Source organism: Mycolicibacterium sp. MU0050, assembly GCF_963378085.1.
GTDB lineage: Bacteria > Actinomycetota > Actinomycetes > Mycobacteriales > Mycobacteriaceae > Mycobacterium > Mycobacterium wendilense.
Window position 1 is genome coordinate 2,496,021 of record NZ_OY726395.1, and the last position, 20,638, is coordinate 2,516,658.

Genomic DNA, 20,638 nt, shown 5'->3' on the forward strand with positions numbered 1-20,638 from the left:
GTCTCAGGACACGAAGGTGGGCATGGCGGCCCAGCCCCGAACGGCGGCCGTTTCCGACGGCACCGCGTTGTCCCAGTCGACCTCCCACTCGGGGAAACGCTTGAGGATCTCCTCCATGGCGATCCGCAGTTCCAGGCGCGCCAGCGCGTTGCCCATACAGAAGTGCGTGCCCGCCCCAAACGTCATGTGTGAACGCTGTTCCCGGTGGATGTTGAACACCTCGCTGTCCGGCCCGAACCGACGGCTGTCACGGTTGGCGGCGCCGACCAGCAGCAGCATCGCCGAACCCTCCGGAACGGTCTGGCCGTAGTACTCGACGTCGCGGGTCACATAGCGCGCCAACTGCAAGGCCGGCGGCTCCCACCGCAGGATCTCCTCCATGGCCTGCGGGATCAGACCCGGGTTCTGCACCATGTCCCGCCGTTGCTCGGGCACCTCGGCCAGCGTCTTGCCCGCCCAGCCCAACATCCGGGTGGTGGTCTCGGAGCCGGCGGTGGCAATGACCGTCAAGTACAGCAGCAACTCGTCGCGGCGCAGTTTGCGCACCACGCCCGTCTCGTCCTCGAACTCCGCGTTCAGCAGATCGGTCATGATGTCGTCGGACGGATTCTTGGCCCGCCAATCGACGAACTCCGCAAACACTTCGCCGGTCGCCAACGAGTCCACGGTCTTGCCCTGCAGGACCTCTTCCCCGTGGTCGGTGACCGACTGCTGACGATCCTCCGGAATGCCGAGCAGCATGCCGATGACCCGCATGGGCATCTGTTCGCCGAGATCGTTGACGAAGTCGAATCGACCGGTTCCGACCAGCGGGTCCAGGCAGCGATTGGTGAACTCACGGATTTGCGGCTCCAGCGCCAGCACCTTGCGCGGGGTGAAGACGCGCGAGAGCAGGTTGCGGTGGATGTTGTGGATCGGCGGGTCCTCGAAGATCAACGTGCCCGGCGGGATCTCGATACCGGACTTGATGAGTTCGAGCAACGCTCCCCGGCCCGAACTGAAGGTCTCGTGATCGATGACGGCGGAGTTCACGTCGTCCCAGCGGCTCAGCGCGTAGAAGTCGTGCTGTTCGTTGTAGTACAACGGCGCCTCTTCGCGGAACCTGGCAAACGCCGGGTAGGGATTCATGTTGAGGTCGATGTTGTACGGGTCGTAGTACATGTCGGCGGCAGTGGGAACGGTCATGACCTGGTCTCCAAGGTTCGGCGTGCGAAAAGTCAATGCGTGGAGTCGAAATTGGGCGCTGCGGGCTGGTGATCTCCTGACACGACAAAGTGCTGAGCATCTGCTTAGCAGACGGGTCGGCGTGGGGTCAAGGATTCGTGCACTTCAGCGGTCTGCCGTCCTGGCAAATTCGGCTGAGGGACTGCGGGCGCTCCACCCCGGCGACGTGGCAGGGGAAAGATGCTGGCGGGCAACGGTTCCGGCGCCCAGCGCGAGCATGCTTCGGTGCGCAATCTCGCCCGCCGCACGCGACGGCCCGCCGGCAGGGGGTAGTGTCGCGCACCAGTTCGGTACACAGCGGAGGGAAAAGGCATGTCAGAGTTGCGTTTTGACGGGCGGGTCGCGATCGTCACCGGTGCCGGCCGCGGTATCGGTCGAGGTCACGCCCTGTTGCTGGCGCAGAAGGGGGCCCGCGTGGTGGTCGCGGACTACGGTGTGGACCCGGCGGGAGGGGGAACGTCGTCGTTGCCCGCCGACCAAGTGGTGCAGGAGATCAAAGACGCCGGTGGCGAGGCGGTCGCCTGCTGCGCCTCCGTCGCCGAGGAGCGGTCCGCGGCGTCCATAGTCGAGACCGCCGTCGACACCTTTGGCCGGCTCGACATCGTGGTCAACAACGCGGGGATTCACGACCCCGCCGACTTCGAGGAATTGTCCCTCGACCAGTTCCGTGCCATGCTCGACGTGCACTTCTACGGTGCGTTGTACGTGATCCGGGCGGCGTGGCCGCACTTCCGATCCGCCGGGTACGGGCGCATTGTCAACACCGTCTCGGAGGCCATGCTCGGCGGTGTTTCCGGCCTGACCAGCTACGCCTCGGCCAAGGGCGCGGTCTACGGATTGACCCGCAATCTCGCCACCGAGGGCCTGGCCCGGGGCATCCGGGTCAACGCCGTCGCGCCCCGCGCCTACACCCGGTTGTCGGCCGATCACTGCGACAGCCTGTCGAACCTGTACGGCTTGCCACCGGAGAAGATCGAGCAGGTCAACGCCAGCATGCCGCCCGAACTGTGTGCGCCGGCCGTCGCGTATCTGGCGCACGAGCAGTGTCAGCTCAACGGCGAGGTGCTGCAGGTCGGCATGGGCGGGGTGGCGCGGATGGCGTTCGTGGCCACCAAGGGGCTGCGGGAAGGGTCGCTCACCGCGGAGAGCATCGCGGCCAACATCGACCGCGTACTCGATCTCGATTCCGCGTCGGTGCCCTCGACCGACGACATCTTCAGTGCGGCACCGTCGAAATGACCATCTGACAGGCCATTTCAGTCGGCCTCAGCGTTCGCGCAGCCGGGGCCGTTGCGCGCTCAGCGACCGGGCATGCTCGAGGATGCGGGCCCGGGCCCGCGGTTGCGCGACGGCCAGCAGACAGATGTCGAAGGCGTGCAACGCCCCGGCGCGCAGTTCGGCGTCGTCGAGTTGGCCGGCGGTCCACCGGCGCTGCAGGTGAAACAACACCATGGCGGCGTGCTCGGCCAGCAGCGTCGGTTCGATGTCGGCGCGCAGCACGCCCGCCTCGGTCGCCGCGCCGATCTCGGCGACGATCAGGTCCCAGCCGGTCCAGCGGACATTCACCAGGTCGACCAGGCGATCGTCCATCACGACCGCGCGGACCACGGCCTTGGGGACCTCCGCCACGGTCTTGTCGATCGAGACGGCGATGGCCTCCCAGATCCGTTCGATCGGATCGGTCGCCTCCAGGTGGTGGACGGCGACGTCGATGGAATCCAGCGAGCGTTGGACCAGGGCGGTGAGCAGGCCGTCCTTGTCGCCGAAGTGGTTGTAGAGCGTGCGGACACTGACGCCCGCCTCGCTGGCGAGCCGCCGCATGGACAGCGCCTCGACACCGTTGGCCTCGATGAAGGCCCGCGCAGCGTCGAGGACGTGCCGACTCGTCCGCTGCTGAACCCGGGATGACATGACGAAAACCCTAGTCAATGCGCTCGCCCGGATGGATTCCCCGCTCGCGTTGACACGCCGGGGCAAAAGTACAACACCGTTGCAAAAAGCGTCCGAATGCGATTAGCATCACTCCCACGCACCGCCCGATGTGCGAGTCCACGGGCGGCTCGCGGGGGCCTTCGAACGTCAGCAACAAGGGGAAGCATGTCGCAAGAGAACGCCGGTTCCGTCGGCGCCATCGCCGATGATCAGCGCTACGTCACCGTGTCGATCGACAGCCACGTGGGCCCGTCGGTCAAGGATCAGCTGCGTCCGTACTGCGAGGCGAAATACCTCGACGACTTCGATCGCTTCGTGACGGAGATGGAAAGCCAAGGTCTGCTGTCCTGGCGTTCCTCGGAAGCGAAATCCGGTGCGAAGCAAAGCTGGTCGCTCGGGAAGTCGCAGGCCGAGCGGGGTAAGGCCCAGGCCGAGAAGCTCGACGAGAAGGCGGCGGAGAAGTTCGGCAAGCAGGCCGGCATCCGCAACGCCGACCAGGTCGGCGCCCGTTTCTTGCAGCGCAGTTACGAGCACAGCCTGGCGTCCGGGCTGCAGGACCACGACGCGCGCATCGCCGACATGGACGAGCAGGGTGTGGCCGCCGACGTCATCTTCCACGGCGGCCTCAACGGCCAGTCGATCCCGTTTTCCACCACCGGTCTGATCAGCTGGGGCGACACCGCATACGACTACCTGGAGCAGGTCGGCGTGCGCATCTACAACCGCTGGCTGGCGGACTTCGTGTCCCTGGCGCCCGAGCGCCACGCCGGCATTGCGCACATCCCCATCTCGAATCTGGACGCGTGCGCCAAGGAGGTCGAGTGGGCCGCCGAGGCGGGCCTCAAGGGCATCAACCTGCCGGCCCCGCGGGGTGACTTCCCTATGCTGAACGACCCTGCGTGGGAACCGCTTTGGGCCGCGTGCAACGAGACGGGCCTGTCGGTGAACACGCACGGCGGCGGCGGCGAGCACTACCCCTACGAGGGGCAGGGCGCCCAGATGATGTACATGATGGAGACGCCGTTCAGGACCCGGCGCGGTCTGTGGGTGATGATCTTCAGCGGCGTGTTCGAGCGGTACCCGAACCTCAAGCTGGTGCTCACCGAGCAGTGGGTGGACTGGGCGCCGGCGGCCATGGCGGACATGGACGGTCTCTACCACGGCCCCACCGGTGCCGCGATCCGCGCCAAGCTGCCCAAGCCGCCCTCGGAGTACTTCCGCCAGAACTGTTTCATCGGCGCAAGTTTCATGTCCAACGGCGAGGCGAAACTGTCCATCGAGCACGACCTGGTCGACAACGTGATGTGGGGCGACGACTACCCGCACGCTGAGGGCACCTTCCCGGACACCCGCGAGGCAATGCGGTTCACGTTCTCCGACATCGACCCGAAGTACACGCAGAAGTTCCTCGGCGACACCGCCATTGACCTCTATGGACTCGACCGCGAGAAGCTGACCGCGGTCGCCAACCGGATCGGTCCCACCGTCGGGGAGGTTGCCACGCCCTACACGTTGCCGGAGGACGCGGTGGTGGGCCTCTACGCGTTCCGCACCGGGCCGGGCATCTTCATCTGATCACCGCCCTTCGACCGCACCACCCCGCCGCGCCGCATACGAGGAGACGATTGCCCACCATGGAAGACAACACCGGCCTGAAATCGGCGTGCCGTCTGGTCACCGCGGAGGAAGTTGAGTACCTCCACGAGTACGGCTGGGTGAAGTTGAAGCGCTTCGTCGATCCGGACGTGCTGGCCAAGATGTTGGAGCTGGCCCAGGAGAAGATGGGCACCGACGCGGACAGCAACCCGCTCAAGGCGGGCATGAGCCCGAAGGCGGAGGGCGAGGCCAAGGGCGCGTTGGCGTACTTCAACGCCGAGCGCAGCGGCGGCCTGTCCAGCCCGGTGCTGCGGCCGCTCATCGACGACATCGGCAAGAGCGCCACGCTGTTGCTGAACCGGCGGGCCAATGACGGCACCAACGTCGGGGTGCGGTACTACTCCGACTTCTTCGTCCCGAAACTGCCGTCGACGAAGTCCTCCCGCCACGGGGGCAACGGCGCCACCGCGTTCCACCAGGACTACATCACGTTCGCGGTCGACCGCACCGGCGGCATGACGTTCTGGATTCCGTTGGAGCCCTACGGCCCTCCGGCCGGCACCATGTCGTTCGTCAACGGTTCGCACCGCTTTGGTGTGCTGGGTGACTACACCACCTACGGCGGCAGCGACGCGCTCGGCGTCTTCCCGGAGCTACGGGACCTGGAGATGAGCGAGCAGATGACCTACGAGTTGGGTGATATCACCGTGCACACCCATCTGACGATCCACGGCGCCGGCGCCAACATGATGGACCGTCCCCGCTGGGGATACCTGCTGGTGGTGCAGCCCGAGGACATCTGCTGGAACGGCTCGCCGTGCCCCAACTTCGACACCTCTCAGATGGTGCCGTGGCAGGCCATGAACGACGAGCGATTCCCGCTGATCGGCTGACTCGATGAGCCAGCCCCGCAGAGCCCGCACCGACGCCGAGGACACCAAGTGACTTCACCCCCAACGCTTCCCAACCGCAATTTCATGCAGGTGTGTTGGGTGGTGCCCGATCTGCGGGCCGCGATCGAGACGTGGCACCGCACCACCGGGGCCGGGCCGTTCTTCTGGTTCGACGGGGTGGACTGCACCGACGGGCGCCACCGCGGGACCCCGGCAGAGTTTCCGGTGGTCACCGCGGCCATCGCCTACGCCGGCGACCTCCAGATCGAGCTGGTCGCGCAGGACAACGACGACCCCGGGGTGTTCCGCGACATGTTCGCCCGCGGCCAGTCCGGCCTGCACCACATGGCGCTGGTGTGCACCGACTACGAGGCCGAACGCGACGCCTACCTCGGCGCGGGCGCCGAACTCGCGTTCGAGGGCAAGGTGGGCAACAGCCGCACCTGCTGGGTGGACACCACCCCGATGCTGGGCTTCATGGTCGAACTCCTCGAGCCGAGCCCGGTGCGCGAGAAGGGATTTGCCGCCATGCGCGCCGCGGCCCAGTCCTGGGACGGCGTCGACCCCATCACCCGGTTCTCCAGATGACCGCCACCGAACCCGCCTCGACCTTCCCGAAACTGTTCGCCGAGGTCGTCGCGCGGCGCGGCGACCACGACGCGCTACGGGTCGCCGACGAGACACTCACCTACCGCGATCTGGACGAGCGCACGTCGCAAATGGCGCGCGCCCTGCTGGCCGTCGGGGTCGGCAAGGCCACCCGGATCGCGGTGCTCGCGCCGGACAGCGCGCTGTTCCTCACCACCTTCTATGCCGCGCTGCGCATCGGCGCCCTGGTCACCCCGATCAGCACCCTGTCCACGCCCACCGAACTCGCCCACATTCTGCGCACCAGCGACGCGCAGATCCTGATCGGCGCCCGGCGCTTCCTGTCCCGGGACCACGGCCAGATCCTCGAGGCGGCACTGCCCGGCATCCATGACGGCACCGCACGGGCACTTCGTCTTCCGGCGGCCCCACACTTGCGGTCGGTGTGGCTCGACGAGGCCGACGACCTGCCGTGGGCGTCGTCGCTGGCCGCGCTGCACGCCCGGGCCGAGGGACCCGAGGCCCCGGACCGCGCGCTGCTGGCCGCCGTCGAGAACGAGGTGGTGCCCGGAGACGATGCTTTCGTGGTGTATACCTCCGGCAGCACCGCCGCGCCGAAGGCGGTGGTGCACGGGCAGTGGGCCGTCGCCCGCCAACCCCCGGTGCTGGCCACCTACTTCGACGTGCAACCCCACGACCGCACGCTGTCGCTGCTGCCGGCGTTCTGGATGGGCGGTATCTCCGCGGCGTTGCAGGTCCTGAGCACCGGGAGCACGCTGGTTTATCCCACCGCGCCGGACGTCGACACCGTGCTGGACACCATCGAACGCCACAACATCACCAACGTCGTCATCTGGCACATGTTGGCCAAGCTGCAGGCCCGGGCCGCCGAGCGGGGCATCGACCTCGTGCCCATCAAGATCACCACGGGACCCACCCGCGACGAGAACGGTGACCCGATCCCGCGGCATCTGCAGACCCGGATGCTGGGCATGTCGGAAAGCTTTGCGCCGCACAGCGCCGAGCCGGTCACGCGGCGGCTGCCCGAGTCGAAGGCGGGTGCGGCGGGGCGCGCGGTGAACGGCATCGAGCGCCGGGTGGTCGACCCCGCGACCGGCGTCGAGGTCGCCCCCGGCGAGGTCGGGGAGCTACAGCTGCGCGGCGGGGCGCTGATGACCGGCCTCTACAAGGTGCCCCGGGACTCGGTGTTCACCCCGGACGGCTTCTTCCCGACCGCCGACCTGGTGCGCATCGACGCCGACGGCTACGCGTTCTTCGTCGGCCGCATCAGCGACATGATCAAGACCAACTCGGCCAACGTGTCCCGGCTCGAGGTCGAGGCGGCCCTCAACGCGCTGCCCGACGTCGAGCTCGCCGTCGTGGCGGGCTTACCCGACCCTGATCTCGGCGAAAAGGTGGTCGCGGCAGTGGTTCCAGCCGCCGGACAGGACCCTACCGAGGCCGAGCTGCGAGCCGCCTTGCGCGAGACGCTGTCGAGTTTCAAGGTCCCCCGCCGCATCGTCTTCATCACCCACGACGACATCCCCCGGACGCCCACTGGCAAGGTGCGGCTCTCCGAGCTCACCGACATGGTCGGCACCCACCTCGAGGCGCAGTCGCGACCGGCGCATGCGAGCTCGGCCGCCGGCTGAGACCCACCGGGGCCTCCCCCACTTCGACGAACGCTACAAGGAGACGCGGCACATGACCGAACAGGCAGAACGCATCACCGAGGCCAAGACCGTTCCCTCGGCCGAGGAGATCGTGCTCTACGAGAAGAACCCGGAAACCAAGATCGCCACCATCACCCTGGACCGGGCCGACGAGCTCAACGCGATGACCATCGACGCGCAGCACCGCTACGCCGACCTGGTGCACAACGCCAGCGTCGACGACGACGTCAAGGTCCTGGTGATCCGGGCGAACGGACCCAACCTCGGCAGCGGCGCCGACCTGGCCGAACTCCTCGACACCATGGCCGGCCGCGGCGAGGGCTCCATGAACCACGCCGTGCGGGTGCCCGAGGACGCCGACGTGGTCTACCCGCCCGAGGGCACCTACCGTCGCCGCGCCACCACCGTGCAGTTCTACACCGACCCCAGCGCCGGGATGCGCAGCCTGCAGGACTTCAAGAAGATCAGCATCCTGGAAGTGCGGGGCTACTGCTACGGCTGGCACTTCTACCAGGCGGCCGACGCCGACATCGTGGTCGCCTCCGAGGACTCCCTGTTCGGTCACGCGGCCTGGCGGTACGCGGGTTTCGCTGCGCGCCAATGGCAGTGGTGCAACACCATGGGGGCGCGCAAGTTCATGGAGATGGTGTTCACCGGCCGCCCCTTCACCGCCAAGGAGATGTACGACTGCAGCTTTGTCAACGCCGTCGTACCGTTCGACGAACTCGAGGCGATGACCGAGAAGTACGCGCTGGCGTGCTCCCGCAGCCGGCCCACCGACACGGTGTTCGCCCAGAAGACGTTCTTCGAAATCTACAAGCAGCACCAGGGCGAATACATGGGCAGCATCGTCGCCGGACTGCTCGAGTCGACCCTCGACCAGCTCCGGCCCGACCCCCGCGCCGGCTCGATGGAACTCGACGAGGAGACGCTGAGCCGCCTCACCGACACCGTCCGCGACAACGACGCCCAGTTCCCGCCGGACTGGCGGCTGAGTCGCCGGGGCCGGGCCGCCGGCAACTGAGGACAACGGAGGACCGACGATGTTGGTAATCGACAATGCAAGGGTTTTCGACGGCACCAGCCTGCTGCCGGGCACACACACCGTGACCGTGCAGGGCAACACGATCACCGCGATCGACGGCCCCGTCCCGGTGGAGGCGACCCGGGTGATCGACGCCGCGGGGATGACCCTGATGCCCGGCCTGATCACCAGCCACCTGCACTCCGACTTCTACAAGTTCAACATCGCCGACAGCGACCGGCTGGGCAAGGAACGCCCGCCCGGCGTGCTGATGGCGATCGGGGTCCGCACCTGCCGGGTGCTGCTGGAGAGCGGTTTCACCGGCTTCTCCGGCGCCTCCTGCTCCAATTACGTTGACGCGCAGCTGAAGATGGCCATCGACGAGGACATCATCCCCGGCCCGCGGATCCGCGCCTGCGGACACCACATCGGCACCACCGGCGACATGAACAACGGCGGTCGGTGGTGGAAGGCCTACCAGACGCCCGGCACCGACATCTGCGCCGACGGCCCCGACGCCCTGCGCGCGCTGGTCCGCCAGGAGATCAACCGCGGCGCCGAGACCATCAAGATCTTCGCCAGCTCGGGGCACGGTCAACTGAACCGGACCACCCGCAACATGTCTCGCGACGAGATCGCGGCAATCATCAACACCGCCCACGAACGCGGCGCCAAGGTCCGCGCCCACGTCGCCGACAAGGCGATGATCATGGAATGCATCGAACTCGGCCTCGACGTCGTCGATCACGGCGACGAGGTGGACGACGAGGTCATCGCCGCCATGGCCGAATCCGGCACGTTCTGGGTCCCCAGCCTGATCTATCTGCGTAGCCTGCTCGAACTCGGCTACGCCGAGCAGTTCGGCATCACCCGAGCCATGTACGACCACGTCCGCGCCATGCTGCCGGTGGCACAGGCCGCCGGGGTCAGGATCCTGATCGGCGACGACTACAGCGGCGTCTTCCGGGACCTCATGGACGACGATCCACTGGACCATCAGGTGGGCAACTACGGCCGCGAGTTCGACTACTACGGCCAGATCGACGGCCTCACACCGGAAGACGTGCTGGCGTGGGGCACGCGCAACGCCGGCCAGCTGCTGGTGGACCCGCCCGCCCAGGTGGGCGTGATCGCACCCGGCGCACTGGCCGACCTGATCGTCGTCGACGGGAACCCCGTCGAGGACCTTGCCCTGCTGGCCCGCCCCCAAGCAGCGTTGCGGGCCGTCATCCGGGACGGCGCCGTGGTGATCGACCGCCTCGATGACCGCGCTGCGCACCTACCGCACCCGGCCCTCGCCGGCATGCCGGCCCGGTGACGACGGCGGCTCGACAAATCCAGAGACGAGGAACAGTGCCCCCAGAGCAGCACCAGAAGGTCGTGTTCGTCACCGGCGCGGGATCGGGAATCGGTCGGGCCGCGGCCACCGCGTTCGCCCGCCGCGGCTACGCCGTGGCGCTCGCCGACGTCGACGAGGAGGCCGGCGCCAAGGTCGAAGCCGAGCTGAGCGCGATCGGCAGCGCCACCTTCGTGCCGTGCGACGTGACCGACGACGCGGGAGTCGGCGAGGCGGTCGCCCGCACCGTCGCCACCTACGGGCGCCTCGACGCGGCGTTCAATTCCGCCGGCATCGACGGCGAGCACGGCAATCTGACCGCCGACAGCACCATGGAGAACTGGAACCGGGTGCTGGCCGTGGACCTCACCGGGACGTTTTCGTGCCTGCGCCACCAGATTCCGGCCATTCTCGAGGGCGGTGGCGGGGCCATCGTCAACTGCGCCTCGGTGGCCGGGCTGCGCGCGGCCGCGACCGTGTCGGCCTACACCGCGGCCAAACACGGCGTCGTCGGGCTGACCAGGGTCGCCGCCCGCGAGTACGCCGGCCAGGGGCTGCGGATCAACGCGATCTGCCCGGGCACCGTCGACACCCCGATGTTCCGGGAGTCGATGTCGCCGGAGATCATCGAGAACCTGCTGGCCGCCGCGCCCATCGGGCGGCTGGCCGAGGCGAGCGAGATCGCCGACATCGCGGTCTGGCTCTGCGACGAAGCCCCCGGCTTCCTGACCGGGCAGGCCATTTCAGTCGACGGGGGTATGGGGGCATAACGCATGAAGCACAACACAATTCCGGATGAGGCCGCCGATCGCGCCCGCCCCAGGGAAGGGAACAGCCCAGTGTCCACCGAGCAGTTGGCGCCCGCCAGCGACGTGTACTACGACCCCTACGACCTCGACATCAACCGAGATCCGTACCCGACGTTCAGCCGGCTCCGGGCGGAGGCGCCGCTGTATTACAACGAGCGCCACGACTTCTACGCGGTCAGCCGGCACGAGGACGTCTCGAAGGCGTTCGCCGACCGCGACACGTTCAAGTCGGGCCGCGGCAACATCCTCGAGCTGATCAAGTCGGGCATCGAGATGCCGCCCGGGCTCGTCATCTACGAGGACGCGCCGACCCACGCCATCCACCGCAAGCTGGTGTCGAAGATGTTCACGCCCAAGACGGTCGCCGGCCTGGAACCGAAGATCCGGGCGTTCTCGGCCGCGTGCCTGGACCCGCTGGTGGGCACCGACCGCTTCGACGTGATCACGGAGTTCGCGGCCCAGATGCCGATGCGGGTGATCGGCATGCTGCTCGGCATCCCCGAGCAGGATCAGGAATCGATCCGGGACCGCAGCGATGCGAATCTGCGGGTGGCGCCGGGCAAGAAGATGAAGTTCAAGGAGAACAACCTGGTACGCGGCGGGGTGTTCGCCGAGTATCTCGACTGGCGCGTCGACAACCCGTCCGACGACATCATGAGCGAGCTGCTGCACCTCGAATTCGTGGACGAGACCGGCACCCGACGACGGCTGACGCGCGACGAGATCCTGGCCTATGTCCAGGTGGTCGCCGGAGCCGGCAACGAGACCACGACACGGCTGATCGGCTGGACCGCCAAGGTGCTCGCCGACCATCCCGACCAACGACGCGAACTCGTGGAGGATCCGACACTGATCCCCGGCGCCGTCGAGGAGATCCTGCGCTTCGAACCGCCGGCGCCGCACATCGGCCGCTACGTGGCCCAGGACGCCGAATTCCATGGGCGCACCGTTCCCGAGGGCGCCGCGATCCTGCTGGTCGCAGGGGCGGCCAACCGTGACGAGCGGGTGTATGAGGACCCCGACCGTTTCGACATCCATCGCAAGGTTCCCTCGCTGCTCACCTTCGGGCTGGGCGCGCACTTCTGCCTGGGTGCGGCGCTGACCCGGCTCGAGGGCCGGATTGCGCTGGAGGAGTTGCTGATTCGATTTCCCGAGTGGGACGTCGATCTCCAGGGCGCGGAGATGTCACCAACCTCGACCGTCCGGGGATGGGACCGACTCCCCCTGGTCGTGGGCTGATACGGAAATCGCCGGCACCGGAGGCGGTGCCGGCGATTCCGAGGCCGGTTTCGGGACAGCCCCGAGTTCAGGACTCGGTGGGCGGGAAGAAATACTCGCGCCAGGCCGTGATCTTCTCACCGTCGACCTGGTAGGCACCCATCACCGGCCAACTCGTCTGTTCTCCCCCGACGATCCAATGGTCGGTACGTTCCATCAACACGACATTCCCGTCGACGGCGAGATGACGGATCTCCAAATCCACGCAGGTGCCGCGGGCGAAGAAGGCCTTCATGATCTTCTGAATCGCGTCGCGACCCGCAAGCTGTGGATAGGAAGGCCCAATGTCGAAGGTGGCGTCGTCGGCGAAGTGGCTCATCACCTCGTCGACGTCGTTGCGACCCCATGCGGCGATCTCGGCGCGCACAATTTCCTCAGCACTCATCAATTCCCCTTGGCGCAGTAGCGATTTCGAAGGTTACAGTACCACGAGAACCTGTAAAGCCGATGGCCTTTCCGTGAGGAAACGCGGCGAAAACCGATGCGGCACATGCCGGTGCGAATCGAAGCCGCACCGTACCTCCGCCGGCCGTGATCAGCGCCGGTTGAGCCACCAGATGTGCGAGGACAGCACGGTGGCGAACGCGCACCAGGCCGGGTAGGCCGCCAGCGGTGCCGCGCGCAGGCCGCGCGCCGTGACCGCCCGCCGGGTCAGGTCGGCGCTGCTGGCGGTGAGCGCGCCGGCGGTCAGGGCGGCCAAACCGGGCCGGCGCCGATTGAAGAACACCCAGGACCAGCCCGCGTTGAGCACCAGATTGATCCCCAGGGCGGTGCGGTAGGCGCGCGCGGCGTCGTCGCCGCCGGCATTGGTGAGACCGTCGATGGTGTCGGTGGAGACCACCGCGATGTCGGTGTAGAGCAGCGGCCACACGATCGGGAAGACCTTCGGCGGCGGCTGGTAGCTGGGCTTGCGCAACCGTGCGTACCAAGGCGATTTCACGCTGCTGCTGGTGGCTGCGCTGCCGGCGATCGCCGTCGCTGCCACGGCCGCCGCCGTCGCGCCAAGGGTCTTGACTTTCATCGCTTGCTGCTCCTGTCGGTTGCCGGCGCCTGCCGGTGAGACGCTCCTCTGGTACTCATTCGGAGCTACCCGGCCGCCGGATGGTTCACACCCGCAACTTTCATGCTCGGGCCCGTGTCGCCGCACGTGGACCGCTCCCCGTGTCGGGCGACTCCCGGCCCCGCGCGGGCAAAAGTGCCTATGGTGGGAATGGAGACAGGAAACCTGCAGAAGGAGTGACTGTGCTTCGATACCAACTGCCCAGCGTCGCCGATCTGATCGAACTCGGCCGCCCCCACCGGAACGCCATCACGGTCTACGTGCAGACCGCGCCCGGCCCCGACCATCGTGAGAACGCCCTGCTGTCGGCGAAGAGCGCGGTGGACCGCGCGCTGCGTACCGTCCGGGAATCCGGGGCCAAGCATGCGGTGGAGAACCAGCTCCGCCAGCGGTGGGAGGAGATCGCCGACTCCGAACTCTGGCGCAGTTTGTCCAGGTCACTCGCGATTTTCATCGCCGACGACCAACATCAGGTGTACGTGCTGCCCAACGGGCTGGAGACCCAGTTGCAGGTCGGTCAGTACTTCGACATCGGGCAGTTGGTCCGGGCGGTCACGACACCGCAGGAGGCGTATGCGCTGACCCTGTCCGCGGACGGCTGGAACCTGTGGCACGCCACCGCCGCCAGTCGCGCCGAGGAGATGCCGCTGACCGAGGAGTACGCCGCCGACGCCGCCGAGGCCACCAATCGCACCACGATCCGCGGGCGCGGGCAGGTGGGGCGGCTGGTCGGCGACGAAGGTAAGAAGACCCTGCTGCAGACCTACGCCAAACGCGTGGCGGATGCGGTCGAATCCGAGCTGAGCCAAGCCGATCCGGATCGCAAACTGCCGCTGTACCTGTTCGCCACCGACCCGTTGCTCGACTTCTACCGCAACGTCGACGGCAAACACCGCCTGGTCGCGGTGCCGGGTGCCCCCGACGACCTGCGGCCCGACCAGATCGACGCGGCCATCCGCGAATCGTTGCCCACCCTGAACACCGCGCGGGTCAACACTCGCCTCGGCGACATCGCGGACACCGTGAGCCGGGGGCTGGTGGCCACCGATATCGGTGACATCGCCCGGGCCGCGGTGGCCGGCGCGGTCTCAACCCTGTTGTACGACTTCACCGTTGACGTACTCGGCATTCTCGACGACGCGACCGGCGAGGTGAACTACACCCCCGACGGCTACGACCTGCTGTCGCGCATCGCCGTGACCGTGTTGGACAAGGGCGGCGAGGTGATCGCCGTCCGTAGCCAGGAAGTCAGCGCGCCCATCTGGAACGGGACCGCCGTCGCGGAGTTGCGCTTCGCGCTGAGTTGACGGGTCCGTCGGCTCAACGCACCTGACGGCGCGCGACGTAGAACTCGGCGGCGCGTCGAATGGACTCCTCGGTGGGCCTGGGCGTCCACCCCAGCTCCCGGGTGGCCTTGCTGTGGTCGGCCGGTGAGGTCATCCGGAGAAGTCGCACGCTGGTGCTGGTGATCAGGACCTCGCGGCCGGTCAGTGCCCCGATGGTCTCCACGATCCGCCCCACGGCGGCCACGACCGCGACCGGGATACCGAACCGGGGCGGTTTGGCCCCGACGGCCTCGGCCGCGACGGTGACCATTTCGCGCTGGGTCATGAAGCGGTCGGAAACGATGTACCGCTCCCCCACCCGGCCGCGCTCGGCGGCCAGCAGCATCGCTTGGGCCGCGTCGTCGATGCCGACCACCTCGGCACCGACGCCGCGGACATAGCACGGCAGCCTGCCCAGTGCGGCCAGCTGCACGAAAATGCCTTGCCGGGGCTGCCAATCCGGCGGTCCGTAGGGGTTCGACACGTTCAGCACGACCGCCGGCAACCCGCGCTCGCGCGCATAGGACAGCACGAGTTGTTCTGCCTGCCGCCGTGATTCGATGTAGGAGCCGGCACGGTCCGCCCAATTGAACGGGGTGTCCTCATCGACCGTCTCGCCGTTGGTGTCCACCGCGATGGTGCCGATGGTGCTGAGGAACACAAAGCGCTTGAGGCCGGTCCCGACGGCGATGTCCAACACCTGCCGCAGGCCCTCGACGTTGGTGCGGAACAACGGGGCCGGATCGCGCAGTTCGGCGCGCACGTCGACCACGCAGTAGTAGACGACGTCACGATCGGCCATCGCCGCGGCCACCGCCTCGGCATCGAAGATGTCGCCGTAGCAACGCTGGACGTCCAGGCCGTCGATTCCCTTGGTGGAGCTTGTCTTCCGCAGTAGCACGCGGACGTCGTCGCCGCGCGCCGCGAGGTGTCGTGTGACGCATGCGCCGACGTTGCCGCTTGCCCCCATGACCAGCGCTCTGCTCATGTGTCGTCGGCCCCTGTCCGTCGGTCCAGCCCAGATCGCACAGCGTACCGTAAGCAATACAGTAGCGAGACCGGTTCGCACCCCGGTGCGGCGATCGTTCGTCGCGATGTCAAACTGGGTGAATGGCCGACCGTGACCGCGACGAGCTGGGGAAGGCGCGCAACCTGCGGCCCCGCGACGCGCTGGGCCGCCCGTTGCCCTATGGCGCCGAAGGCGTCGCCCGGATACCCGAGGATCTGACCCTGGCACCCGAGGAGACGCTGACCTACGCCCAGGAGCTTCTGGACGACGCTCTGGCGTTCAATGCGCACGAGGTGCTCGAGGCCGCTTGGAAGAACGCGCCGGCCGCCGAACGCCGGATGTGGCAGGCGTTGGCGCAACTGGCGGTGGGAATCACCCATATCCAGCGGGGGAACCGCACCGGCGCGACGGCCATCCTGCGGCGCGCGGCCGCCGGGCTCGGCGAGGCCGATTCCCCCGACACCCACGGCGTGGACATCGACGGACTCGTCCGGCACGCGCTGGGGCTGGCCGAGGATCTGCTGCACGACAACGAGATTGCCGAAGAACGGCTGCGTCCCGTCTTGCGCCGGGACGCGACGCGGTGAGCCGACGGCGCGGCGATCGTTGCGGGCAACCCCATGGGTGTGATCGAAAGGTGAAGACTCGATGAGCTACCTGGGCGAGTTGCGGACGAACTGGCAGCCACTGGCGGCGGCGACGGCCGGGCTCAGCGCGGGGCTTAGCCTGACCGCGTACACGAATGCGGTGATGGCGCCCCAGTTCCTCGCGGAGTTCGGTTGGAGCCGTTCGCAGTTCGCCCTGACCGGGGTCATCGCCCTGCTGACGTTCGTGTTCCTGCCGGTGTACGGCCGGCTCACCGACCTGTTCGGGGTGCGCCGGATCGCCATCGCCGGGGTGATCGGGCTGCCGGCCGGCTGGGCCGCCTACGCGCTGATGTCCGGGCCCATCTGGCAGTACTTCGCCATCACGATCGCGATGATCGGACTGGGCGTCGCCACCACGCCGGCCATCTACAGCCGTGTGGTCGCAACGTGTTTCGACAAGATGCGCGGTCTGGCGCTGGCGATCGCCATCTCTGGGCCGCCGCTGCTCGGCGCCGTGGGCGCTCCGGCCGTCGACGCGATCAACCGTACCCACGGCTGGCGCGCGGGGTGTCTGGTCATCGCCGCCGCGATCGCCGTCATCGGTGCCCTGGCGCTGCTACTGCTGCCCGCCGAGGATCCGGATGTGCGGCGCGATCGCCGCAGCGTCAAAGCCGGCCAGGACTACCGGTTGATCGCGCGCAGCCCGGTCTTCTGGATCCTGCTGGGCGGTGTATTGCTGTGCAACCTGTACCACACGATCACCACCACCCAGCTCGGCGTCGTGCTGGGTGATTCGGTGGGGTCCGGCGAGGCCGTGGCCGTGTTGGTGTCGGTGTTCGCCGGCGCCGTGATCGTCGGCCGGTTCGTCTGCGGCATCGCCCTCGACCGGCTGCCCCCACACCTGGTCGCGGCCGTGGCGATGGCCCTGCCCGGCGTCGGCTGCCTGATCATTGCGACCTCCTGGGACACCTTCACCGCGCTCGTGGTGGCGGTGTGCTGTCTGGGCGCGGCCTGGGGCGCCGAGGGGGACGTCATCGCCTACCTGGTGGCCCGACGATTCTCGTTGCAGATCTACAGCACGGTACTGAGCATCCTGTCGGCCGCCATCGGGGTCTCGTCGGCGCTGGGCGCGCTGATCCTGAGCCGCACCCTGCAGAGCAGTCCGAGCTTCAACGGCTTCCTCATCCTCGCCGGCATCGCCGCCTTCGTCGGCGGCGCGCTGTTCCTCCTGCTGGGCCGTGGCCGGCGCGTGGTTCCAGAAACCGACGACGCCGCAGCCGATGTAGCGGTCGAGTCCGCGGAGCCCACCGGCTAGCTATGGGCGCCTCAGCCCGGCGCCTGCGTGCACATGGTCGCGCGCGCCGCGTTGAGCACCCCGCCGGCCTGCTCGGGGGTGGCCCCGTTCGGCCCCGCCGTGGCGGCGATGGCGTCCGCGGCCGAACTGCCGGTGTAGAGCAGGCGGCACATTTGCTTGCCCATCAGTAGCAGCTGGTCGTCGCCGGCCGGGAAACTGGCGCGGGCGGAGTCGAGGAAGCGGATCTCGACGTCGGTCAGCGGGGTGGGCCACGCCGCGGCCGGCAGGGTCACGCCGCCCAGCGACGCACCCACGGTCAGCGCGGCGATCCCGGCCCGGAATGCGATTTTTGGTGTGCGCACGATGGCTCCTCCCCGGCGCCGTCCCCGCGGACGGTGCGATGGTTGCTGCAGTCCTCCCACGGTAAGGCGGCACAGACGGGGTCTGGCGCACCAATTTCTGGATGGGCTCGTCACTCCGTCCAGATCGCCGAGGTGAGCGGCGGTGTGCAGCGCCACTGCTCGAGCACCGGTGCCAGGGCGTCGAGCAGCAGCGGCAGCTCGGGCGCCATCGCCAGGGCGGCCACGGTGCCCAGCCGGGCGGCGGCCTCGGTGACCCGCAGCACCCGCTCGTCGAGCCGACGCAGACCGCAGGCGGCGGCGGCCTCGTTGTACGCCTCGATCCCCGCCGGGCCGGCCATCGCCAGATCGGATTCCACCGGTCCGGCCGTGACCAGTTCGAAGTCGGCCCACGTGAGCCCGTCGGCGGTGCGGATCATGTTGTAGAACGGCGCATCGCCGTGGATGGTCTGGGTCCCCCGGCCGGGAAAGGCCGCGTCGAAACCGGAGCGGGATTCCAGCACCGGGCGCAGGACGGCCCACTCCTGGCGCGCCCGTGCGAGATCGGCGGCGTCCACCAGGTCAGCTTGCCCGTCCAGCGCGGCCAGCGCCGCCGGGATGAAACCGTTGAACGGGGTCCAAAAGCCAAGGCCGGGACCGCCGTAGTCGCGCAGGGCGGCGTGCAGGCGGGCGGTCTGGGCGCAGCCGGCCACGATGTCGGGCTCGCCGTTCGGAAGCTCCTCGGCGTACTGCCAGAACGTCATCGAAAAGCCGTCCCGCCGCACGGGTTGCCGGGGCACCAGTGGGCTGGGCGCGACCACGGGATGGCCTCGGTCGGCCAGCCATCCCGCCACCGAAAGCTCCGAATGTTGTTGGGCCGCCTGGCGCTCGGGAGAACGCGTATAGGCCGGCGGTAGCACGGTGGGCACGCGGACCACCACCGGCGCGGGTGCGAGGTGGACGACCACGGAGAACACGTCGTGCAGCACACGCGGATCGGTCACGGTGAGCCCGAGCGAGCGGCCGGCGGCCTCGGCGGCGCGCAGCGCGCGGTCGGTGCGAGCGGCGATCTGATCAGCGGTGAGCATCCCGCCCAGTATCGGCGTTCAGCGGTGCCGCCGTCGAGCGGTTTTACCAACGGCACCAATTGGGTTGTCCGGGTTGGATGATCCGGAAATCCTGCAGCACCATCGCCGGGGTGCGGCGCTCGGTGCGCCATGCCGGGTCGGTCACGATGTCGGCGGTGGCGCGCAGTTCACCGCGATACTCGTAGGTCAGCGGCACGCGGTAGCCCGCTTCGGTCCAGTCATGGATCCACTTGCGGAATTCCACGACCGGGAGCGCATGGCCGCGCGGTGACTCGTCGTAGTGGTGGATGATCTGGCCGTAGCGGTCGTCGATGTCGACGATCCAGACGACGTCGTCCTGGTAATCCCACAGCTTGAGCGGATTGCCCGACAGCAGCAGATGATTGGAGGTTTCGCCCTCGGTTCGCAGGTTGCTGAACATGGAGAAATTGCCTGCCGTCCGCAGGCCGAGGTACGACGTCATGCCGAGCAGCGCGATGAGCGCGGGGACGGCGTAGAGCAGTGCAGGGGTCCGGCGGTCGAGGATGCGCACTCCGCCCCAGTCGGGTCGCGGCGCGGGGTCGAACACCGCGGCCAGGATCGGCCAGACGACGATGAGCACCGCGAGGTTGAACAGCAGGCCGGTGACGAACGTGGTCTCCGGGACGCGTTGCACGTGGGCGTCGATGCCGCTGAGCAGGGCGATACCGAATCCGACGGCGGCGTAGGCGGTGACGCGGTGCACCGAACGCGCGCCGAGGCGTACCGCACCCCCGTCGATCAGCACCCGCAGGTAGGCGGGCGGGACGAAGCTGAACAGCAGCGCCACCGCCAGGGCGCCGAAGTCCACGAAGCCGACCAGGGCCAGGGTGGCGTGCATGGCCAGCGAGATCGCCAGGATCCCCGCCTGCAGTCGGGGCACCGTGAGCAGCAGACCGCCGATCAATTCCCAGGCGACCACCGCGACCGCGGCGACGACGCTGATGGCCGCGCCCACGGGGCCCAAACGCCAGCTCAGCAAGACCACGGCCACGGCGCCCAGTCCGGCGATCGCCAGCCCCATCACCGCCGCGGTGAATCCGCGATGACCCGGACGGGCGAATCGGCCGCGGCGGGCCAGGCGGTAACCGATCACCGCCGCGACCGCTGCCACCGGGATCACAACGGGCACCCCGAGCACGCGCATCCCCAGTGTTCCGATCACCGACCCGAGAATGCTCGTCGCGCAGGATGATTCGGGCTGCAGATAGTCGGTGTTGAGTTTGTGGAAGCCGGCCAGCGCGTAGACCAGGATGAGTCCGATACGCAGCAGCGGCGCCAGGGCCGCGAAGTCGTCCTCGGGATCGCGCCCCCGCACCACCGACACCGTGAGCACCGCGATGATCCCGATATTGAGGCACAGCATCAGATTGACGTGGTTGGCCACCTCGGGAAATCGGAACACGACGAAGTAGGCGGTGAACGCGACGACCAACGTCAGCAACTTCCCCCGGTTCATACCGGTGCCGACGGCAAGCGCGGAGGCCGCGACAAAGCAGGCGGTGAACCAGGAGTCGGTCCAGTTGTCGCCCAACTCCAGCACCAGCGCAACGGTGTACAGCACGG

20 protein-coding genes are annotated in these 20,638 nt (G+C 68.1%); 12 read left to right on the forward strand and 8 right to left on the reverse strand.

What is annotated here, in order from left to right; translation table 11 throughout:
- Window positions 1-3: 3 nt before the first annotated feature.
- Window positions 4-1,185, reverse strand: a complete 1,182-nt coding sequence (locus R2K23_RS11715) for a cytochrome P450 (RefSeq protein ID WP_316516832.1) — start codon at window positions 1,183-1,185, stop codon at window positions 4-6.
- Between the two features lie 351 nt (window positions 1,186-1,536).
- Between R2K23_RS11715 and R2K23_RS11720 the strand changes: the two genes are divergently transcribed.
- Window positions 1,537-2,463 (forward strand): SDR family NAD(P)-dependent oxidoreductase, encoded by a 927-nt coding sequence (locus tag R2K23_RS11720; RefSeq protein ID WP_316516834.1) that lies wholly within the window; start codon window positions 1,537-1,539, stop codon window positions 2,461-2,463.
- Window positions 2,464-2,490: 27 nt separating this feature from the next.
- On the opposite strand, the gene R2K23_RS11725 is transcribed toward R2K23_RS11720, so the two are convergent.
- A complete protein-coding gene (locus tag R2K23_RS11725; protein ID WP_316516835.1) occupies window positions 2,491-3,135 on the reverse strand; it encodes a TetR/AcrR family transcriptional regulator in 645 nt (214 codons plus the stop codon).
- Window positions 3,136-3,321: 186 nt separating this feature from the next.
- Between R2K23_RS11725 and R2K23_RS11730 the strand changes: the two genes are divergently transcribed.
- From R2K23_RS11730 to R2K23_RS11765, 8 genes are all read left to right on the forward strand, one after another.
- Window positions 3,322-4,731, forward strand: a complete 1,410-nt coding sequence (locus R2K23_RS11730) for an amidohydrolase family protein (RefSeq protein WP_316516836.1) — start codon at window positions 3,322-3,324, stop codon at window positions 4,729-4,731.
- Window positions 4,732-4,790: 59 nt separating this feature from the next.
- Window positions 4,791-5,645: a phytanoyl-CoA dioxygenase family protein gene (locus tag R2K23_RS11735; protein WP_316516837.1), complete on the forward strand. Its 855-nt coding sequence runs from the start codon at window positions 4,791-4,793 to the stop codon at window positions 5,643-5,645.
- Window positions 5,646-5,693: 48 nt separating this feature from the next.
- Window positions 5,694-6,233 carry a VOC family protein gene (locus R2K23_RS11740; RefSeq protein WP_316516839.1) on the forward strand — a complete coding sequence of 180 codons (540 nt, stop codon included), beginning with the start codon at window positions 5,694-5,696 and terminating at the stop codon, window positions 6,231-6,233.
- A complete protein-coding gene (locus tag R2K23_RS11745; protein ID WP_316516840.1) occupies window positions 6,230-7,885 on the forward strand; it encodes a class I adenylate-forming enzyme family protein in 1,656 nt (551 codons plus the stop codon). The genes R2K23_RS11740 and R2K23_RS11745 overlap by 4 nt, the downstream gene beginning before the upstream one ends.
- Window positions 7,886-7,937: 52 nt before the next feature.
- Window positions 7,938-8,930, forward strand: coding sequence for an enoyl-CoA hydratase/isomerase family protein (locus tag R2K23_RS11750; RefSeq protein ID WP_316516842.1), 993 nt, complete (start codon window positions 7,938-7,940; stop codon window positions 8,928-8,930).
- A 19-nt stretch (window positions 8,931-8,949) separates the two neighbouring features.
- Window positions 8,950-10,248, forward strand: a complete 1,299-nt coding sequence (locus R2K23_RS11755) for an amidohydrolase family protein (RefSeq protein WP_316516844.1) — start codon at window positions 8,950-8,952, stop codon at window positions 10,246-10,248.
- 35 nt (window positions 10,249-10,283) lie between these two features.
- Window positions 10,284-11,036 carry an SDR family oxidoreductase gene (locus tag R2K23_RS11760; RefSeq protein ID WP_316516846.1) on the forward strand — a complete coding sequence of 251 codons (753 nt, stop codon included), beginning with the start codon at window positions 10,284-10,286 and terminating at the stop codon, window positions 11,034-11,036.
- Window positions 11,037-11,105: 69 nt separating this feature from the next.
- Entirely contained in the window at window positions 11,106-12,314 is a 1,209-nt protein-coding gene (locus tag R2K23_RS11765; protein ID WP_316516848.1) for a cytochrome P450, read from the forward strand.
- Window positions 12,315-12,381: 67 nt separating this feature from the next.
- Here R2K23_RS11765 and R2K23_RS11770 read toward each other — a convergent pair whose 3' ends face one another.
- Window positions 12,382-12,738, reverse strand: coding sequence for an SgcJ/EcaC family oxidoreductase (locus R2K23_RS11770; RefSeq protein ID WP_316516850.1), 357 nt, complete (start codon window positions 12,736-12,738; stop codon window positions 12,382-12,384).
- Window positions 12,739-12,888: 150 nt separating this feature from the next.
- Entirely contained in the window at window positions 12,889-13,374 is a 486-nt protein-coding gene (locus R2K23_RS11775) for a TspO/MBR family protein (RefSeq protein WP_316516851.1), read from the reverse strand.
- A gap of 221 nt (window positions 13,375-13,595) precedes the next feature.
- Here R2K23_RS11775 and R2K23_RS11780 point away from each other — a divergent pair, with 221 nt between their 5' ends.
- Window positions 13,596-14,720, forward strand: coding sequence for a baeRF11 domain-containing protein (locus tag R2K23_RS11780; RefSeq protein WP_316516853.1), 1,125 nt, complete (start codon window positions 13,596-13,598; stop codon window positions 14,718-14,720).
- Between the two features lie 13 nt (window positions 14,721-14,733).
- Here R2K23_RS11780 and R2K23_RS11785 read toward each other — a convergent pair whose 3' ends face one another.
- A complete protein-coding gene (locus R2K23_RS11785; RefSeq protein WP_316516855.1) occupies window positions 14,734-15,726 on the reverse strand; it encodes an NAD-dependent epimerase/dehydratase family protein in 993 nt (330 codons plus the stop codon).
- 122 nt (window positions 15,727-15,848) lie between these two features.
- Between R2K23_RS11785 and R2K23_RS11790 the strand changes: the two genes are divergently transcribed.
- Window positions 15,849-16,334, forward strand: coding sequence for a DUF309 domain-containing protein (locus tag R2K23_RS11790; protein ID WP_316516857.1), 486 nt, complete (start codon window positions 15,849-15,851; stop codon window positions 16,332-16,334).
- Window positions 16,335-16,395: 61 nt separating this feature from the next.
- Window positions 16,396-17,649 carry an MFS transporter gene (locus R2K23_RS11795; protein ID WP_316516859.1) on the forward strand — a complete coding sequence of 418 codons (1,254 nt, stop codon included), beginning with the start codon at window positions 16,396-16,398 and terminating at the stop codon, window positions 17,647-17,649.
- 11 nt (window positions 17,650-17,660) lie between these two features.
- On the opposite strand, the gene R2K23_RS11800 is transcribed toward R2K23_RS11795, so the two are convergent.
- From R2K23_RS11800 to R2K23_RS11810, 3 genes are all read right to left on the reverse strand, one after another.
- Window positions 17,661-17,990, reverse strand: coding sequence for a DUF732 domain-containing protein (locus R2K23_RS11800; protein WP_316516860.1), 330 nt, complete (start codon window positions 17,988-17,990; stop codon window positions 17,661-17,663).
- A 110-nt stretch (window positions 17,991-18,100) separates the two neighbouring features.
- Window positions 18,101-19,054: a phosphotransferase gene (locus tag R2K23_RS11805; protein ID WP_316516862.1), complete on the reverse strand. Its 954-nt coding sequence runs from the start codon at window positions 19,052-19,054 to the stop codon at window positions 18,101-18,103.
- A gap of 43 nt (window positions 19,055-19,097) precedes the next feature.
- A complete protein-coding gene (locus R2K23_RS11810) occupies window positions 19,098-20,636 on the reverse strand; it encodes a hypothetical protein (RefSeq protein WP_316516864.1) in 1,539 nt (512 codons plus the stop codon).
- Window positions 20,637-20,638: the final 2 nt, after the last annotated feature.

Excerpts from the sequence above, each read along its gene's own strand:
- R2K23_RS11790 (WP_316516857.1), top strand. The coding sequence starts at position 15,849 with ATGGCCGACCGTGACCGCGACGAGCTGGGGAAGGCGCGCAACCTGCGG.
- R2K23_RS11745 (WP_316516840.1), top strand. The coding sequence starts at position 6,230 with ATGACCGCCACCGAACCCGCCTCGACCTTCCCGAAACTGTTCGCCGAG.
- R2K23_RS11715 (WP_316516832.1), bottom strand. The coding sequence starts at position 1,185 with ATGACCGTTCCCACTGCCGCCGACATGTACTACGACCCGTACAACATC.
- R2K23_RS11725 (WP_316516835.1), bottom strand. The coding sequence starts at position 3,135 with ATGTCATCCCGGGTTCAGCAGCGGACGAGTCGGCACGTCCTCGACGCT.
- R2K23_RS11805 (WP_316516862.1), bottom strand. The coding sequence starts at position 19,054 with ATGCTCACCGCTGATCAGATCGCCGCTCGCACCGACCGCGCGCTGCGC.
- R2K23_RS11750 (WP_316516842.1), top strand. The coding sequence starts at position 7,938 with ATGACCGAACAGGCAGAACGCATCACCGAGGCCAAGACCGTTCCCTCG.
- R2K23_RS11735 (WP_316516837.1), top strand. The coding sequence starts at position 4,791 with ATGGAAGACAACACCGGCCTGAAATCGGCGTGCCGTCTGGTCACCGCG.
- R2K23_RS11720 (WP_316516834.1), top strand. The coding sequence starts at position 1,537 with ATGTCAGAGTTGCGTTTTGACGGGCGGGTCGCGATCGTCACCGGTGCC.
- R2K23_RS11795 (WP_316516859.1), top strand. The coding sequence starts at position 16,396 with ATGAGCTACCTGGGCGAGTTGCGGACGAACTGGCAGCCACTGGCGGCG.
- R2K23_RS11770 (WP_316516850.1), bottom strand. The coding sequence starts at position 12,738 with ATGAGTGCTGAGGAAATTGTGCGCGCCGAGATCGCCGCATGGGGTCGC.
- R2K23_RS11730 (WP_316516836.1), top strand. The coding sequence starts at position 3,322 with ATGTCGCAAGAGAACGCCGGTTCCGTCGGCGCCATCGCCGATGATCAG.
- R2K23_RS11775 (WP_316516851.1), bottom strand. The coding sequence starts at position 13,374 with ATGAAAGTCAAGACCCTTGGCGCGACGGCGGCGGCCGTGGCAGCGACG.
- R2K23_RS11755 (WP_316516844.1), top strand. The coding sequence starts at position 8,950 with ATGTTGGTAATCGACAATGCAAGGGTTTTCGACGGCACCAGCCTGCTG.
- R2K23_RS11785 (WP_316516855.1), bottom strand. The coding sequence starts at position 15,726 with ATGAGCAGAGCGCTGGTCATGGGGGCAAGCGGCAACGTCGGCGCATGC.